The organism is Gynuella sp. (assembly GCF_050297175.1).
Taxonomy (GTDB): domain Bacteria; phylum Pseudomonadota; class Gammaproteobacteria; order Pseudomonadales; family Natronospirillaceae; genus Gynuella.
Map to the genome: position 1 here is coordinate 61,022 of NZ_JBNKSF010000029.1, position 16,517 is coordinate 77,538.

Below are 16,517 nucleotides of genomic sequence, written 5' to 3' on the forward strand. Positions count from 1 at the left end.
GCTAATCGAACATCATCACATTCAGATCACATTCCGGTCGGAATCAGTTTTTTAATCGTGCCATCGTCATTGTAGTAGATTCGATCAATACATATGGATCGACGATAGTCACCTCCGGTAGGCAATCCACCATTGTGATAGGACATATAATGAGCTCCTTTGAATTCAAATATGGAATGGTGCACGGTACCAACACCACTGGGAATCGCAGATGAGTCAAGTATTTGCCCTTTGTATTCCCATGGTCCTCTGGGAGTGCGACTCATGGCATAAGCTGTACTCTCGGGAAATCCTTTCGAAAAGCTCAAATAATACCAATCGTCATGTTTGTGCAAGTAAGCGGCCTCTTCAAAATCCGGTAGATTACTAACCACATTAATTTTGACATTGGAGGTATTGCGATTAATCATTTTTCCGGAAGTATCCAGAGAATAAGACTCCCCTTTCAAATGGATCATGTCCTGCTCGAGCTCCACCCAATACAATGAGTTATTGCCCCAGTACATGTAGGCTCGACCGTCATCATCCACAAACACGGTTGGGTCAAGATTGCGCCAGCCATGATCGGCGGTTTGTCCGGTAGCCTGGTACCACAACCCTGCAGTATCCGCCAGCAGAATCATAGGCATTCCACGCGGATCTGTGTAGGGACCTTCCGGCCTGTCGGAAACACCGACACCAATGGTAATTCCCCAACCGCTCGGATCACCATTGATGGGTACATAGATATAGAATTTATCGTTCCCCTGGGCATCTTTTCGATGCACAGTCTGCATCGCATTAGCATCACCAGCCCTGTCATTTCCTCTGGCCCATGCCCAATCGCTATAACGCGCCACCGCGCCTTTATTCTCCCAATGGATCATGTCGGTCGTTTCCCATAGCCGGTAATCAAACATCCGATACCCCGAAACCCCCTGGGCCTGTTCATCATGGGTCGTAAAAAGATAAAGCTTGTCGTTCCACTCGAAACCGGCTCCGTCAGCGGTAAAAATATAGTTACCAGGACCATTAACCGGATCCGCAGCATCATAACGAATCAGCGGGTTGGGAAAGGATGTAGGCGCTTCCACCTCTGGGTCTGGTGGGTCCATAGTGCTGTTGTAAGGACCAATATAAATCCAATCGAGATCAAAGTAGTCAGCCCCTGTCGCTGTTACACGGATTTTTTGAACCCCAGGAGTCAAATGAACGGTGCCAGCCGACCAGACCTTAAACTGCCCCCAGGCACCCACCACAGGTACGGTGAAAGAATCTATTAACGTCTGACCACATTGAGTAATAGAGAGTGTACGCCCGGCATTAACGCTTCCGGAACGGATCGTAATATCATAGTCACCTTCGGTTTCAACATTAATGGTGTATTCCACCCACTCACCGGAGGTTATCCAGCCTAACCCATAACCGGTATCCACCCCTTTAATATCTACATCGGTGTTGGTTCTGTAGCTACCACCTTCATTGCCAGCGCTGGAGTCGTAATACCCCGCCGGGTCAAAATTCTCAGCTTCGACCATATCAGGCACGACCACCACATAATGGTTATATGCATGATCACTGTCACTGGGACAGGTATGACCAGCGACCTGCGCGCTCGGAGATTTGTCCGAAGATGACTCAGAGGACAAGGATGATCCTGAAGAAATATATGAATCAGGAGCATATGACAAACCTGAAACACCGGAACTATGACCATCCTCATTACAGGCAGTCACACTGAGAGCAACTGAAACAAACAACAGATGCATGATTTTTCTTTTAAATACAATACTTAATACACTACCCGTCAAAGAGAATTTCATAGCAATGTGCTCCTGCTACGCGGTTGGCAAACAACACTTTGGATACTACTCACACGTTTGATTATCATCACAATGACATGAGGATACGTTGGCTCAATTCACATCGATGACACAAATCCACCGTCATATAAAAAACAGAAAAGACTGGATGGCAACGGACCCGGCCAGTCACGCCAGCGTGAGCCAAAGGCATTTTCATGGCTGGACAACATAGAATTAACCGTCCTTCAATGAATTAACTGAACTGAATAGTTGTTTACGCTGTTCAAACTGTCATCAACGAATTCAATTCAAGACTGAAATTCCTGTTTACCCCAATTTTTTATACTTATTCACCAGGGCAATGCGCTTAGCCAAATTAAGGAACCTCTGAAAAAGGTCGATAACGCGACCTCTGTTCCATATACAGACATTGATGATAGTACTTCAGTCCACTGCCACCGCTATAGGGATTTAGTATGAAGGCTATTCATAGCAGACATCCTTTTCACTGAAAAATCAGGGAAAATTGATAGCACCGAGACACCAAATACCCTGTACATGGAATGGTCTCTATCATTTTTCGAATTAACTGACATCGGCCGTATTTATCATTCATGAGTCCGCAATAGCCGGATCAGCAGGTCGCCCGGAGAATGACTCTCAGTAAGCCAACTCAAGCTTGCAAGATATGTTAGTGGAGGGCTCCATCTTTGGAACCGATGATAAGAAGATAAATGAACTATTGGATTATCACGTCAAATTGCCTGAAAAGAATAGAATCGTAATCCTCAACCTCAATACAGATACGGACCAGCGTTCTTATGCAAATGGTTTTACACAGCTGAGTGATTCGCTGGTTGAATCCCTGATTACCAGACTTGGAGCGTCAAGCTGAGTCTATGATGCCTCATTCCTACCAGCCATGCTGGTTTATTACTGGCATACAGAAATTCCTGCCAGTCCTATCAAAAATATAGATTCATTGATCCCAATGAGCGCAAATCATACTGTTCGGTTGAGGCCGTGTTACTGGATATTCGTTCGGGGATCATTGTGAAATCTGTCATCAACACAGAAGACTTCATGTCCCCAAAAGCCACCAGCGATACTAAGGAACCTCTGAAAAATGGCCTATTTTCGCGCAGGACGTTGTCAGCCCCATCTCACATCCTCATTTACGCCCATAAATTGCGGTGTTGCGAGTGGTGCTTCCTCGCCTGCATCAAAACTATTCCTATTTTTCAGAGGTCCCTAATTTTTATGAAGCAATCAAAAAATCTGAGTTAGGAGTTATTGCAAAGCTCTGGACAATATTGCGACCGAAATCGTGGTATTTTTAAACAACGTACCAACCATCAAACAAGCATAAATTCTCGATACCACCTGAGTAAGATGTTAACTACTCGGTGTATGGAATATTAACTGCTTATTTCCGGCGTGTGGAACTGTCTGCGCCAGTCAGTTCACTGCCTTCTAACACGACGAATGGTGGAGCGTTTTTAGTGGCTCTACGTGTAGGTGTTGGAATGGTTACTCTGATGATTACCATGCACTTAGCATGGCTCGCAGCAGATATATCTTTTGTCATGCAGGAAGAATGAAAGGAAGAACGGCTTAAGGGCTTTGAAGTAAGAAATGAATGGTCGGTGTGAGAGGATTTGAACCTCCGACCCCTTCCTCCCGAAGGAAGTGCGCTACCAGGCTGCGCTACACACCGGACAGCGGGCAATTCTATTCAGAATTCAGTCAGAGTCAATGGGCTAGATCAACAGACTCTCCTGCTTGCTCTGTTCATAAGGAAGATACTGCTGAGTAGCAGACAGTTTGACCGACAGCGACAAAAACGAAACCAACCATCGCCACTTCCCGGCGAATAAGAAATCGGCATCGTTCCTGCCATCACTATGGTTCTGAAGCTCCCGCTGACTGTAAATGGAAGTCTTTTGGAGGAACCCCAACCTTTTTCTTAAAAAAACGGCTGAAGTACGCTGGATCCCGATAACCCAGTACCTCTGCCACCTGAGACACGTTTAACCGGGTGTATACCAACAAACGTCTGGCCTCCAGAACAACACGCTGATGAATAACATTTAGCGCTGCCGTTCCAGCCACCTGATGACATATGACGTTCAAGTGTTCAGGCGATACACCTAATTGCCGCGCATACCAGGAAACATGCTTTTGGGTGGCAAACTGCTCATTAACGAGCTTCTCAAATTTATAAAAGTGCGTTTCAGCACGATCTCTCGGGTTATTCTCACGTTGTAGCTGAGATTGGGTCTCATGAACCCATGCTGCAAACAAAGCTTCAGCCAGAATGGAAACCAATGACATATTGCCCGGTGTTGCTTCCCGAAAACTCTGGCGCAAGCACTCAAATAGTTTTGGCAACGCCTGTTCGGCAGCATTCCTAAACCAGGTGACCTGGGATAAACAGACCGGATAGTCGGAAAAACGTGAAAATATGGGTTCAAGAAAATCTTCGTCCATCGTTATAACCAACCCGTCTGAGCCTGGGTCAAAATCGAACCCATGTACCACCCCCGGAGCTATACCAATAGCCTGATGAGGAAACAAGGCATGGCTTTCGCCATCCAGACTCACCACAGCTCTACCTTGCTGAACCAACAACAGCTGAAACAGGCGGGTATGCTTATGCGGCAAAATATGCCAATCATGCAAGCGACTGCGTTCAATTATTTGCTCGCAATGCACCAACTCCGGCATAGAAGCAGCCATTTCTTCGCCATATAACCGATAAGTTGGAATGGTCTGGCCCATCTTCATATGCTTACCTCACACCATGCATCTTTGAAATGTACAAGAAGTTATCAGAATAGCCCATAGCGCTTTGCCGCCAATTTTATCAACATACCTGACACTAACTGAAACTATAAAAATAATCATTACCAACGTCGATGTTGGATGTAATACGGACGAACAATTCGCGGAGAACAATTATGAAAACCACCGTAGCAATTATTGGATCAGGTCCTTCCGGGCTTCTGCTCGGACAACTACTGACTAAAGCAGGTATCGACAACGTCATTCTGGAAGCCAAAACCCGGGATTACGTTCTCAGCAGAATACGTGCAGGAGTACTCGAACAGGGAATGGTTGATCTACTGCGTAAAGCAGGTGCCGGTGCCAGAATGGACCAAGAAGGACTGGTACATGATGGCGTGAATATTTCCTGGAACGGGAAGCTGCACCGTATTGACCTGAAAAAGATGTCTGGAGGCAGCAGCGTGATGGTATACGGACAAACGGAATTGACCCGTGACCTGATGGACGCTCGACTGGAATCTTCAGCCCAGACTTTTTACGAAGCGCAGAATGTTCAACCTCATCAGGTGGATTCTGATCACCCCTACGTCACCTTCACTCATAATGGCGAGGACTATCGTCTGGAATGTGATTACATTGCCGGTTGTGACGGCTTCCACGGCGTATCCCGCAAAACTATTCCAGAAGATAAAATTACCGAATTTGAGCGGGTTTATCCGTTTGGTTGGCTGGGAGTGCTGTCCGACACTCCACCCGCTGCAGAAGAACTGATCTATGCGCACCACCCTCGCGGTTTTGCGCTGTGCAGCCAACGCAGCCTGACCCGTAGCCGCTACTACATTCAATGCTCGCTTGATGACAAAGTGGAAGACTGGTCGGATGAGCGGTTTTGGGAAGAATTGAAAAAAAGGCTGCCGGAAGACGTTGCCAACACCATGGTCACCGGGCCATCCATTGAAAAAAGTATCGCCCCATTACGCAGTTTTGTTGTCGAACCCATGCAATACGGGCGTTTATTCCTGGTTGGAGACGCAGCACATATTGTCCCTCCCACAGGCGCGAAAGGTCTGAATCTGGCCGCCAGTGATGTTCAGGCACTGTATTGCCTGCTGAAAGACGCCATTCAGCAAAACAACCCCGCGGCCCTGGAACGATATTCCGAGGTGGCATTACGCCGTATCTGGAAAGCTGAACAGTTTTCCTGGTGGATGACCAACCTGCTGCACGACCTGAGTGCATCACCATTCGAAGCCAAAATGCAGGACGCCCAGCTGGCGCATTTGCTGGAGTCTACAGCCGGTCAGACACTGATTGCAGAACAATACGTCGGCCTGCCATATGAGTTAAAGGAAGACTAGTGTAGTGTCCTGAAAAAGCACCTCAAGATGTTCACAGCGAGGCGCAGCTCTTGACAATGGAGCTCCCTTGTCAAGAGCTGGAACGAAGCGGTAGGCGTCTTGAGGGTTTCTCGAAGAATGGGACGCCGTTAGCTGAACTTAACGTAGAGTTGCGAAGTGAATTCGGCGGCCCATTAAAATATGCGTTTTATTTGAGGCACTACACTAGGGCCTTATTCTCACCCTGGCGGTTGACCCCCGACCGCCCATCTGCCCAAAATAGCGGCTTTTATCAGGCAGAAATACGTGCAAACGGACACTTATCCACTGCGATTGGGCATGGCCATGTGGTCACACTCACAATGGCGAGACACGGTATACGGCGGCAAACACGAAACGGCCGAGCGACTGGCGCGGTACTCTGAGATTTTCAGTACCGTTGAGGGCAACACCACGTTTTACGCCACACCCCATCAGACAACCGCACGGGATTGGAGCGAGGCTGTCGCCAACGATTTCCGCTTCACTTTTAAGTTTCCACAGGAAATCACCCATAAGCGGCTATTACGGTCTTGCAGCCAGGAATTGCAGACATTTCTGCATAATATGTCTCCCTTGATGGAAAAAACCGGTCTCTGGAAAATTCAATTGCCGAAGTTCTTTGGTCCTGCAGAACTACCGTTATTGCAGGCTTTCATGGGCAAACTGCCAAAGGAGATGAATATTGGCGTAGAAGTCCGCCATGATGCATTTTTTGCCAAGGGAGCCGATGAGCAACAACTGAACCGGCTGCTTATGGATCATAAGGCTAACCGCATAATCATGGACAGTCGGCCAGTATTTGCAGCGCCACCGGATACCCCGGCCATCATCGATGCTCAAAAGAAAAAGCCCAGGGTGCCTGTGCATGCTATCGCGACAGCAAAGTATCCCGTCATCCGCTTCATCGGCCATCCTACGCTGGACGCCAATAACGACTTTTTTCACAGCTGGATCGGCAAGATCTGTCAGTGGATAACGGACGGGTGCCGGCCGTATCTGTTCATTCACACACCCGATAATATTGAAGCCCCAACATTGGCTCGCGAACTATATCGACAACTGAGTGACCATTGGCTGCAATTTCATAAAACACAACTACCAGTGATCAAAACGCCGACACCGCCGGAATCGAACCAACTCGGGCTGGCTCTGTGAGCCAGGCACTATCACATCAGTCAACTCTCGGGATAACCCGAATGGGTTGGCAAGCCATCCCCCTCACAACTCCAGCGGACCCTGGAATCCCAAAATATGCGGCTTGATGGAGATATTCCTGGATCTGTATCCAGAGACCCGGATGGCACCACCACATAGCCACTACGACTAAGACGAGGTAAAGGCGAACCACAACAACGACAAAACCATTTACCAAAACTTTTTGCATCAGAAAGCTCAAAACGACTGATCAAATCCTCACCGGACAGCCAGGAAATCTGATCCATCCCCACCAACAGATTCGTTGCATGCCCGGTACCTGTGCCCTTACGGCACCGGCCACAATGGCAATGCCGCATCGTTTCAAAGGGAGGCTGGAGACTGAATCGAACCTTGCCACACAGACAACTTCCTTCAACAACTGATACATCCATACATATCTCCTACGATTTTTTTCATCATTTCATGACCCGCCAATCGGGGACCCTCAGCTATTCCCGGGGCATCCACCTGAATATCAATCAAAAAGACATCCACCCAGCTAGATTATTCATTCGCTGGACACCCACTCAAGCTTGATTGCTATTTTCAATATATTTAACGGAATCATCCAGCAAGAATGTATTGGAACATCAGCTCCTGCCCACTCAGAGGGACGTTAAGGCAAATACGGTCTGTTTACCAAAGGATTGCAAGCCAGCAGTAAATTCAGCACGGAATCCTTGCATAAAAGCCATATTTCGGTAGTTTAGCCGCTCTATATGAATTACCGTTTTTTTACATACTATAAGGAGTTCTTATGCGCATTACCCGCTGGTTCTTGGCTTTGCTTGTGATAACTACCGGCTCATCGGCGTTTGCAGCCAATAAAGCAATCGGTACAGATGTGGTTCGGATCCTGGACGAACATCAGGTTGTCGGCGAAGCTTTCAATCTTTTTTATCAGCATGGACTGGCTCGTAATTCTGCTGTTGTATTCTCAGTTGCCCGGGATTCAGATAAAGACATGATGCTGGAAGGTGCATTTAAAGCCTATTCCGGCGCAGCGTTCTCCAGTGTGTATTATCAAGTGGGCGGTAACCTTTTTGACTACAACGACGACAGCGAGCTGGGTATTCATGCCGCCATTGGCTACGAACGCAGTCCAGCACGGAATTTTGTGTTTTTCGGAACCGTTAAAGTGACCATCATGCCCGACTCTGACTACACTCAATTCTCCCCCATGCTGGGCGCAATGTTTGCGTTTTAAGCAGTGTTATCTGACCGGGTCATATAACCCGGTCCTTGAAACATTATTGTGCGTTGGAGTTGAATAGCCAGTGAGGTCATTCAATACGATTATCCCGCTTACAAATCATTGGTATTTTCATCATCAACAGCCATTGCTTCTAAATACACCACATAAAGAAACTCTGTTCCGGCTAACAGCTGCTAAACTGCAAGCTGAACGATAAATCATAAAAATGTCCCCACAAGCCGGCGAAATTAGCCAAAAACTTTCCAAGCCGTTAAAATCGCCGCCTTTGAAATACCCTGCCCGGAGCCATATTGAGATTTCACTGTTTATCATAACAACTCAGGCTCACCACTATTATTAGGATATTTATGGCCAAGAAGAACTTCATTGTTCACCGTTACCGAAGCTGGAGAAAAACCTGGAACCAGAATCTTGACTCCCCTCTGAAACGTTTTTTTGCCCACCTGGATGCTGTTTTTATCGATCATTCATTTTTTCGCATCTGGTTTCAAAATTTTCACCAGGTGGCCGAAGGCGTCTATCGTTCTAACCAGCCTTCGCCAAGGCAAATCCGAAAACTGCATCGTATGGGAATCCGGACCATTGTGAACCTGCGTGGCGCCAGCGAGTTTGGCTCCTATGCTCTGGAACGGGAAACCTGCAAAGAATTGGGTATCAAATTAATAGACTTGCGTATGTATTCACGCCGTATGCCCAGTGTGGAAAGTGTTCTGGAAGCACAGAAAGTCTTCGCCAACCTGGAAAAACCGGTATTGTTGCACTGTAAAGCAGGTTCTGACCGTGCCGGTCTGGGCTCTGCCTTATACAGCTTGCTGATTGATGGACAACCGATCGAAGTCGCACAGAAGCAACTGAGTTTCAAATATCTGCACATCAAAGCCGCCAAGACCGGACGTCTGGACCACTTTTTTGAAAGCTATCGTCGCTTCAATGTACAAACCCCAACGCCATTTTTGGACTGGCTGCAGAACCATTATGACCAAGAACACGAATTACAGACGTTCCATGCCAATGGCCTGGCCAACACACTGATAGACCGGATTTTAAATCGTGAGTAAACCCAAGGCGTCACTCATAAAACGGCTCTGGAAAGAGTACGTGTCCAAACACATGCTGTTATTGCTGGTGGCGATCACTTTGATGGTAATCGAAGGCAGTACCATGGGTTTGTTGAGCTATTCCGTTAAGCCATTGTTCGACAACATCTTCGTCGATAAAAGCGCGAATATGATTGGTCTCGTAGCCATCGGAATTTTTCTCATTTTCACTGTTCGCGGTCTCAGCGCCTTTGGTCAACGCTCCATAACAGTCACAATTGGCCTGCGGGTGATTACTGATATTCAGAAAAACATTGTCCGTCACCTGCTGGGCCTGGACAGTAGTTTTTACAGCCGCAACCCGCCTGGAGCATTGATTGAACGGGTACGTGGGGATTCTCAGGCGTTGCAAAGCTTCGCCAGTAACGCTCTCATCGTATTCGGCCGGGATACGTTCAGCCTGATATCGTTACTGTCTGTGGCCCTCTGGGTAGACTGGAAATGGACGCTTATCGCCTTCATTGGCACTCCACTTCTGGTTTTTCCAATTCGAGGTTTGCATATACTGATTCGTAAGACGACTCGACGGGCACGACAATCTTCAGCAGATATATCCAACCGCCTGAACGAAATTTTCCACGGTATCAAAGCCATCAAACTCAACAATGCAGAACAACACGAACATGGCCGTTTTGCAGAGGAAGTCAGGAAATACCTGAAGGTACAATCCCATTCCGAATACGGTAAAGCGGCTCTGCCATCCATGATCGATATTATTGCTGGCGCTGGATTTGTCGGAGTTCTTATTTTTGGTGGCCAGCAAATCGTAAATGGCGATAAAACCATCGGTGAATTCATGAGCTTCTTTACAGCACTGGGGCTTCTGTTTGATCCGATTCGTCGCCTCAGTGGGCTTGGTGGAAATGTGCAGGCCGCTATGGCGAGTCTGGAGCGAATCTACACACTGTTTGATGAGCAACCGACAATTGTTAACGCCCCGGCCCCCAAACCCGTCACCAATCCACAAGGAGACGTCTGTTTTAACAGTGTGACCTTTGGCTACAATAATCAACCGGTACTCAGAGGCATCAGCTTTACAGCACCCGCTGGCAAAACCACTGCCCTGGTCGGTCCTTCTGGTGCAGGGAAAACAACGATATTCAATCTGCTTTGCCGACTGGAAGATGTAGAAAGCGGTGAAATCCTGATCGGTGGCCAGCCACTGTCGGAAATCGACATTGTTGATCTGCGTAATCAGATTTCAGTTGTCAGTCAGGAATCTGCTCTATTTGATGAAACGATCTACGACAATATTGCGTTCAGCCGCCGCAGTGCTGAAGATGACGAAATTGAAATTGCCGCTAAAGTCGCATTGGTAAAAGAGTTCTCTGACCTGCAATCTGAAGGACTGCAAACCCTTGCTGGCCCAAGGGGATCAAACCTGTCTGGCGGCCAAAAGCAAAGAGTGATCATTGCCCGGGCATTATTGCGCAGTGCACCGATACTGCTGCTTGATGAAGCGACCTCTGCATTGGATACCCGCACAGAACAGAAAATCCAACATGCTCTGGAAACCGCGGCAAAAGGTAAAACCACGATCGTGATTGCCCATCGTCTTTCCACTGTTCGTTCCGCCGATATCATTCATGTCATCAAGGATGGTCAGGTGATTGAGTCCGGCAGTCATGAACAACTGATTGCACTTGACGGTGCCTACAAAGAACTCAACCGAACCCTCGAACAATAAAGTTATAAGCTTCCAGTACACACTGAGTGTGCTGGAAGCCTCTGCTATATCATCTGCAACTTTACTCCAGACTTTCTGTGATGTGTTTCGAAATCAAACTCAAGACCCGTGTTTATTCAAACGAGATTAATTTATGATCAAATCTTTGTTAAGCATACGTAGGTTTTATCTTGAAATTCTTGGTGTTTTGCATCTGTCTGCTGTCTATTAGTGCCAATGCTGAGGTGATCGTCAACGAAAGTTACGATTACTACAGTATTTATTCCGAAAGCAAAGGCGAACTACTGGATACCTTAAATATCTTTTCACCAATCCAAACAGATGGAAAAACATTTCATGGGAGCACCAGTCATTACATAAACTGGGATTTTCAGTGGGAAACACAGGAAGAACAATGTCTGATAACAACGGTGACCGTAACTGCTGACATTACATTTACGTTACCTGAAATCTACACGTACTCTGACGAAGTTTCGGCTATCTGGAATCAATGGTATCCACAACTCGTTGCCCACGAGAATACTCACGCCGATTATGCAATACAAACCGCGCGGGCAATTGAACAATCCATAAAAGACCTCCCGACTTACCCAGATTGTGATCAGCTCAGAGCCGAAGTTCATACCGTCGCCGAACAACAGATGAACAGACTCAACCAGATGAACAAAGAGTATGATCTTCAAACAAACCATGGCGAAACAGAAGGTGCGTGGCTGAAGTCGCATTTATAATCAACTAGCGGACTAAAGCGAATGCTTTTTTCTGGAAGCTTTCTTCAGGAGTACGACGAAGACAGGTACTGTTCCGGGTACCCATAAACACTTATGGCATAGGTATATAGTAATGATGACCGCCGAATTGATCATTATCCAAAAAATACGGGCAGCATTTTCTATCCCTCAAGACATATCTGATGAATGGATAACCCGCAATACATATATCTTTGAAACTGTCGATGCCAAAGAAGCTATAAATTACCTTCCTATTTTCATGATATGGGTACTTAACAACCACCGGGCAAACCCTCAGTCCTCAGCATACATTCACCTTTTGCAAGCACTGAACGAATACAGCAAGTGCAAACGCAATAACAATCCTCATCTGAATCTGTGGCATCAACTGAATAAGCAACAGAAAGCAGTAGTCAGGGCATTTCTTAAACATCTGCTTGAAAACCAGTCGGCAAATATCGATCGCCAGGATATTCAGAAAATACTTGATCGATTCGCAGCAGTTGAATAATGATCAACTTGTTTGTACGGACAAAATCGATCTTTCTGATCGATAATTATCATGATTTCAATCACACAACAACAAAAGTACTTTGAACGTATCGGCGTAAGCTCACTGTCAGAGCACCCCGGACAGTTACTCTCACAACTTCACCTGACTCATTTACGCCAACTTCCTTTTGAAAATCTGGATATTACATTCAACCGAAAAATCAGTCTCAATCCGGCAGATATATTTGATAAATTAATCAATCAACGCCGTGGTGGTTTTTGTTATGAACTTAACTATGGTTTTTATCTGTTGCTGAGCAGCCTGGGATTCGAGGTAACACTACTCGCTGGACGGGTATTTGATGGCCAACAGTATGGTCAGGAATTTGACCATTTATTATTATCCGTTGAATTGGCCGATGGACCTGTGATTGCCGATGTCGGGTTTGGGGATTCCTTTAACATGCCCCTCCCTATGGATGGTTCGGCGCTGGTCGAACAGCATGCAGCTCATAAAATTAGCAAGGAAAATAATCATTTTTCCATACTCAAAAGCACAGATAGCACCACTTGGAAACCGCAGTATATTTTTACCACTATTCCCAGAACTCTGGATGATTTTTGCCAGATGGCCAACTATCACCAGACCTCACCGCATTCTGTGTTCACACAAAAAACAATTTGTTCCCGATTGACTCAGGATGGACGTATTACTTTGTCAGGTCGCAAACTGATTGAGTTGCAGGGTCAGCAAAAAACCGAACGGTTACTGGAAAGCGCGGAACAATTTTGTTTGACGTTGAAGCAGCAGTTTGACATAACTCTACCTGCCGGTTTTCAGGTGAAAAAATGGTTTACCGGACAAGTCTGATAAACCTCACTCATATTTGGTCATTACGGCCATACAAATCGTCCCCATGTTTATCTTCACGGTGCAGGAAAGTTTACTGGCAGCACCAACGCTCAGCTTGACTACCCTGGATTTGCCCCCCAGTTATGCGACCAGCCCCCCAAACTGTAATATCCTTTGATTATCGTCTGTGCCATGAGGAAGTAGTTACTCTGGCTGGAAATCAGCCATCCTCGTCATTGCCTCAATATGATCACCAGAAATTGTGCTGGACCATGCGCGCCATATGCCAGCGTCTGCTGAATATCCGCTGTTTTACTTGGGCCGGAAATCATAATCAGATTTGTCGGTAACGGAGTCTGTTGTTGGCACATGAATGCCGCCATATCTGCAAAACCATCACTCTCCCGAACGATAACCACGTGACAGGGGGGTACCAGTGACAGCGCCCGGGGTTCATGCTCTGAGGATTGCAATACAACTGTGCCGGTTTCAGCAATCCAGCCAACAGCAGAAGTGATTCCCATGTCCAGATGATGGAACAGCTCAGAACGATGTTGCACCACACTTGTGGGGCTTCTCCACTGATATTCTTTGATGGCTCTAAACTGCGTCAAATGTTCGGCCAGCCAGTTATGGTCCGAACAACTGTACGAACGAACACCGAGTTTTCGACAATAGCTTTCCAGCGAGCTTGCCAACTCATCCGGCTGGATTAACATCACGTCTCCGTGCACCGCCTCCAGAGAATGTTTAAATTGGGAGAACATGTCCTCGGCAGATATCTCTTGAACAGTGGTTTCCGGTTCAGAATGCCTGACTGGAGAGACTGAACGTAACCTGGCCAATATCGCATCACGACTGCTCATGATCGGGACCTCCTCTGACGCATCTGTTGATGAAGGGTTTGTTTTGAAAAAGCCGGCTTGCGACGCTTCCAAGTCCAGGGGCCAAGGTTGTTTGGTAACAGAGGGTGTATACGACTGAAAATACGCAATCCCAGCCGATAGAGTTTTGGATGGACATTAGCAAAGCGCCAGAATACCCAGACAAATTTTTCGCGCTTTTTGGCGCCGTTTGGTGTGACCTCTGAGGCCTGTCGACGCCATCGCTGCAGTAGTTCCGGAATCGGGATTTTCACGGGACACACTTCACCACACGCGCCGCACAGGGTCGATGCTGTGGGTAGATGGGCAGTATGCATCAGGCCCTGAAGATGGGGCATGAGTATTTTGCCGATCGGCCCGGGATAGGTCGTGTCATATGCATGACCACCAACACGGCGATACACAGGACAATGATTCATACAAGCGCCGCAACGAATACATTGCAGCGTCTGTCGCTGTTGTTCATCTGTATATGCCTGGCTGCGACCATTATCGAGCAGTATCAAGTGTACCTGCTCGGGACCATCTAAATCAGCACCGCGTCTCGGACCGGAAATCATATTGACATAGGTACTGATATTCTGACCGGTAGCAGAACGGGTCAGCACATGTAGCAGTGGTGGCAGGTCAGTCAATGACGCAACAACCTTTTCAATGCCCATAAACGCAATATGCACCTTCGGCATCGTCGTTGACATACGTCCATTGCCTTCATTCTCCACGAGACAAAGCGTACCGGTCTCAGCCACAGCAAAATTAACCCCTGAAACACCAATATCAGCGGTCTCAAAAGCATGTCGCAGCACGCGTCGACCAATACGAATCAACTCATCGACATCCTCGGTATACTGAATGCCAGGTATCTTATCTACGAACAGCCGGGCGATTTCCTGTTTGGTTTTATGAATCGCCGGCATGATGATATGTGAAGGTGTCTCACCAGCCAGCTGAACAATGTATTCACCCATATCTGATTCAAGACACGACATCCCGGCAGCAATTAACACATCGTTCAGATGGATTTCCTCTGACACCATGCTTTTACCTTTGACCACGCTGGTGGCTTTTTGCTGCCGGCAGATATCAAGGGCAAGTGCACTGGCCTGCTCACCATTCTCAGCCCAGTGCACTTGAATACCATTGGCCTGACAACGGCTTTCCAGTTGTTCAAGTAACTCAGGAAGACGCGACAAAGCGCTTTTTTTAATCGCTGAAGCCTGTTGACGGCGCTGTTCAAAAACGGCCTGATCCGGAAACTGGATACGCCGCTTTTCCTGTAAATAATCCATGGCTCCAGCCAGACCGGATTGCAAAACCGGGTTGTTCAATGCGTCCTGAACACCGTCTCGCCAATACTCTGCAGATGTGTACCGTGGTTGGCTCATAACTGACCTGCCTGTTGTAATTGTTGATGAACCCAGGACGCAATGTGCATACCTGCAAGAGCCTCACCCCGCCAGGACAAATGACCATTAATATTCAGCATACAGGCGCAGTCAGCGCTTACCAGGGCATCGGGGTTTTGTGCCAGAATAGCATCACACTTATCAGACACCATGGCAGTGGAAATTTCTTTATGCCGAACGGCAAAGGTGCCACCAAAGCCACAGCACTCAGATTCTCTGACGTGAGTTTGCACACTCGCACCCGGAGCCTGCTGAAGCGCTCGCGAGACTGTTTCAAACGTACCCATTTCACGTCGCGCAGTACAACTGGTATGCAATACCACTTTTTCGACAGTGTCAGTATCCGGCCAGTGAAAGTTCGGATGATTGAAAACAAACTCACTCCATTCAATGACTTTCTGGCTGAATATTTGAGCAGAATCTCCCAACAATCGAGGGTAATGATGTTTCATCATGCCGGCACAGGAACCAGACAATACGACCACCGGCCAGGGTTCTGGAAACAATGCGGCCTGCTGAGCTGCCACGGTTGCCGCTTCCTGTTCAAATCCGGAAGTATATGCGGGTTGTCCGCAACAACTCTGATCCTCTACATAAACCACTTTCAAACCAAGACTTTCAAGTACTTCAGTGGCATGAATACCAGCCTCCGCAAAAGCCAGATCAACGACACAGGTACCATAAAGATAAACATGAGTGAATGATGAATAATCCAAGGACATAGCAACACCATTGTGGTTATTTCAATTCGGGCGACAATCGCTTTTTAACATTAGCTATTTTTAAATTTGTTTACAGCAGTGGCACACAGTTAATTTGATTCGACTTATAGCTAGTAGACTGAAAACACCACAAAACTATATAACCTGTTCATCATGAGCAGGTTATCCATACTGACTTAACACAAGTAGCTGGAGGCAGGATTCGGCGAAAATACCGTTGGCCTCCGGGGGTTTTTGCTTCTGGTCAGTCAAACCGTCCTGATGCGCACTGCCACAAGTGCA

At 47.1% G+C, this 16,517-nt stretch carries 14 protein-coding genes and 1 tRNA gene; 8 read left to right on the top strand and 7 right to left on the bottom strand.

Annotated elements, in window-relative coordinates; translation table 11 throughout:
• Nucleotides 1-26 precede the first annotated feature (26 nt).
• From ACQY6I_RS11405 to ACQY6I_RS11415, 3 genes are all read right to left on the bottom strand, one after another.
• Nucleotides 27-1,802: a family 43 glycosylhydrolase gene (locus ACQY6I_RS11405; protein ID WP_428241614.1), complete on the bottom strand. Its 1,776-nt coding sequence runs from the start codon at nucleotides 1,800-1,802 to the stop codon at nucleotides 27-29.
• Between the two features lie 1,622 nt (nucleotides 1,803-3,424).
• A tRNA-Pro gene (locus ACQY6I_RS11410) sits at nucleotides 3,425-3,501 on the bottom strand.
• A 185-nt stretch (nucleotides 3,502-3,686) separates the two neighbouring features.
• Nucleotides 3,687-4,571 carry a helix-turn-helix domain-containing protein gene (locus tag ACQY6I_RS11415; protein ID WP_428241615.1) on the bottom strand — a complete coding sequence of 295 codons (885 nt, stop codon included), beginning with the start codon at nucleotides 4,569-4,571 and terminating at the stop codon, nucleotides 3,687-3,689.
• 173 nt (nucleotides 4,572-4,744) lie between these two features.
• Here ACQY6I_RS11415 and pobA point away from each other — a divergent pair, with 173 nt between their 5' ends.
• Together pobA and ACQY6I_RS11425 are read left to right on the top strand one after the other, a co-directional pair.
• A complete protein-coding gene (gene pobA, locus ACQY6I_RS11420) occupies nucleotides 4,745-5,929 on the top strand; it encodes a 4-hydroxybenzoate 3-monooxygenase (protein ID WP_428241616.1) in 1,185 nt (394 codons plus the stop codon).
• A 285-nt stretch (nucleotides 5,930-6,214) separates the two neighbouring features.
• Nucleotides 6,215-7,105, top strand: a complete 891-nt coding sequence (locus ACQY6I_RS11425; protein WP_428241617.1) for a DUF72 domain-containing protein — start codon at nucleotides 6,215-6,217, stop codon at nucleotides 7,103-7,105.
• A gap of 20 nt (nucleotides 7,106-7,125) precedes the next feature.
• On the opposite strand, the gene ACQY6I_RS11430 is transcribed toward ACQY6I_RS11425, so the two are convergent.
• Entirely contained in the window at nucleotides 7,126-7,539 is a 414-nt protein-coding gene (locus ACQY6I_RS11430) for a GFA family protein (RefSeq protein WP_428241618.1), read from the bottom strand.
• Between the two features lie 365 nt (nucleotides 7,540-7,904).
• On the opposite strand from ACQY6I_RS11430, the gene ACQY6I_RS11435 reads away from it, so the two are divergent.
• From ACQY6I_RS11435 to ACQY6I_RS11460, 6 genes are all read left to right on the top strand, one after another.
• A complete protein-coding gene (locus ACQY6I_RS11435) occupies nucleotides 7,905-8,354 on the top strand; it encodes a hypothetical protein (protein ID WP_428241619.1) in 450 nt (149 codons plus the stop codon).
• Between the two features lie 356 nt (nucleotides 8,355-8,710).
• On the top strand, nucleotides 8,711-9,421 hold the full coding sequence (locus ACQY6I_RS11440; protein WP_428241620.1) for a tyrosine-protein phosphatase: 711 nt from the start codon (nucleotides 8,711-8,713) through the stop codon (nucleotides 9,419-9,421).
• Entirely contained in the window at nucleotides 9,414-11,147 is a 1,734-nt protein-coding gene (locus ACQY6I_RS11445) for an ABC transporter ATP-binding protein (RefSeq protein ID WP_428241621.1), read from the top strand. Before ACQY6I_RS11440 ends, ACQY6I_RS11445 begins: the two co-directional genes overlap by 8 nt.
• 170 nt (nucleotides 11,148-11,317) lie before the next feature.
• Nucleotides 11,318-11,878 (top strand): DUF922 domain-containing Zn-dependent protease, encoded by a 561-nt coding sequence (locus ACQY6I_RS11450; RefSeq protein ID WP_428241622.1) that lies wholly within the window; start codon nucleotides 11,318-11,320, stop codon nucleotides 11,876-11,878.
• Between the two features lie 112 nt (nucleotides 11,879-11,990).
• Nucleotides 11,991-12,389, top strand: a complete 399-nt coding sequence (locus ACQY6I_RS11455) for a DUF6714 family protein (RefSeq protein ID WP_428241623.1) — start codon at nucleotides 11,991-11,993, stop codon at nucleotides 12,387-12,389.
• Between the two features lie 51 nt (nucleotides 12,390-12,440).
• On the top strand, nucleotides 12,441-13,241 hold the full coding sequence (locus tag ACQY6I_RS11460; protein ID WP_428241624.1) for an arylamine N-acetyltransferase family protein: 801 nt from the start codon (nucleotides 12,441-12,443) through the stop codon (nucleotides 13,239-13,241).
• Between the two features lie 215 nt (nucleotides 13,242-13,456).
• Here ACQY6I_RS11460 and ACQY6I_RS11465 read toward each other — a convergent pair whose 3' ends face one another.
• The 3 genes from ACQY6I_RS11465 to ACQY6I_RS11475 are packed head-to-tail and all read right to left on the bottom strand — an operon-like array spanning nucleotide 13,457 to nucleotide 16,235.
• On the bottom strand, nucleotides 13,457-14,089 hold the full coding sequence (locus ACQY6I_RS11465; protein ID WP_428241625.1) for a LutC/YkgG family protein: 633 nt from the start codon (nucleotides 14,087-14,089) through the stop codon (nucleotides 13,457-13,459).
• A complete protein-coding gene (locus ACQY6I_RS11470) occupies nucleotides 14,086-15,492 on the bottom strand; it encodes a LutB/LldF family L-lactate oxidation iron-sulfur protein (RefSeq protein ID WP_428241626.1) in 1,407 nt (468 codons plus the stop codon). Before ACQY6I_RS11470 ends, ACQY6I_RS11465 begins: the two co-directional genes overlap by 4 nt.
• Nucleotides 15,489-16,235: a (Fe-S)-binding protein gene (locus ACQY6I_RS11475; protein ID WP_428241627.1), complete on the bottom strand. Its 747-nt coding sequence runs from the start codon at nucleotides 16,233-16,235 to the stop codon at nucleotides 15,489-15,491. The genes ACQY6I_RS11470 and ACQY6I_RS11475 overlap by 4 nt, the downstream gene beginning before the upstream one ends.
• Nucleotides 16,236-16,517: the final 282 nt, after the last annotated feature.

Excerpts from the sequence above, each read along its gene's own strand:
- pobA (WP_428241616.1), top strand. The coding sequence starts at position 4,745 with ATGAAAACCACCGTAGCAATTATTGGATCAGGTCCTTCCGGGCTTCTG.
- ACQY6I_RS11455 (WP_428241623.1), top strand. The coding sequence starts at position 11,991 with ATGATGACCGCCGAATTGATCATTATCCAAAAAATACGGGCAGCATTT.
- ACQY6I_RS11460 (WP_428241624.1), top strand. The coding sequence starts at position 12,441 with ATGATTTCAATCACACAACAACAAAAGTACTTTGAACGTATCGGCGTA.
- ACQY6I_RS11405 (WP_428241614.1), bottom strand. The coding sequence starts at position 1,802 with ATGAAATTCTCTTTGACGGGTAGTGTATTAAGTATTGTATTTAAAAGA.
- ACQY6I_RS11465 (WP_428241625.1), bottom strand. The coding sequence starts at position 14,089 with ATGAGCAGTCGTGATGCGATATTGGCCAGGTTACGTTCAGTCTCTCCA.
- ACQY6I_RS11470 (WP_428241626.1), bottom strand. The coding sequence starts at position 15,492 with ATGAGCCAACCACGGTACACATCTGCAGAGTATTGGCGAGACGGTGTT.
- ACQY6I_RS11475 (WP_428241627.1), bottom strand. The coding sequence starts at position 16,235 with ATGTCCTTGGATTATTCATCATTCACTCATGTTTATCTTTATGGTACC.
- ACQY6I_RS11430 (WP_428241618.1), bottom strand. The coding sequence starts at position 7,539 with ATGGATGTATCAGTTGTTGAAGGAAGTTGTCTGTGTGGCAAGGTTCGA.
- ACQY6I_RS11435 (WP_428241619.1), top strand. The coding sequence starts at position 7,905 with ATGCGCATTACCCGCTGGTTCTTGGCTTTGCTTGTGATAACTACCGGC.
- ACQY6I_RS11415 (WP_428241615.1), bottom strand. The coding sequence starts at position 4,571 with ATGAAGATGGGCCAGACCATTCCAACTTATCGGTTATATGGCGAAGAA.
- ACQY6I_RS11440 (WP_428241620.1), top strand. The coding sequence starts at position 8,711 with ATGGCCAAGAAGAACTTCATTGTTCACCGTTACCGAAGCTGGAGAAAA.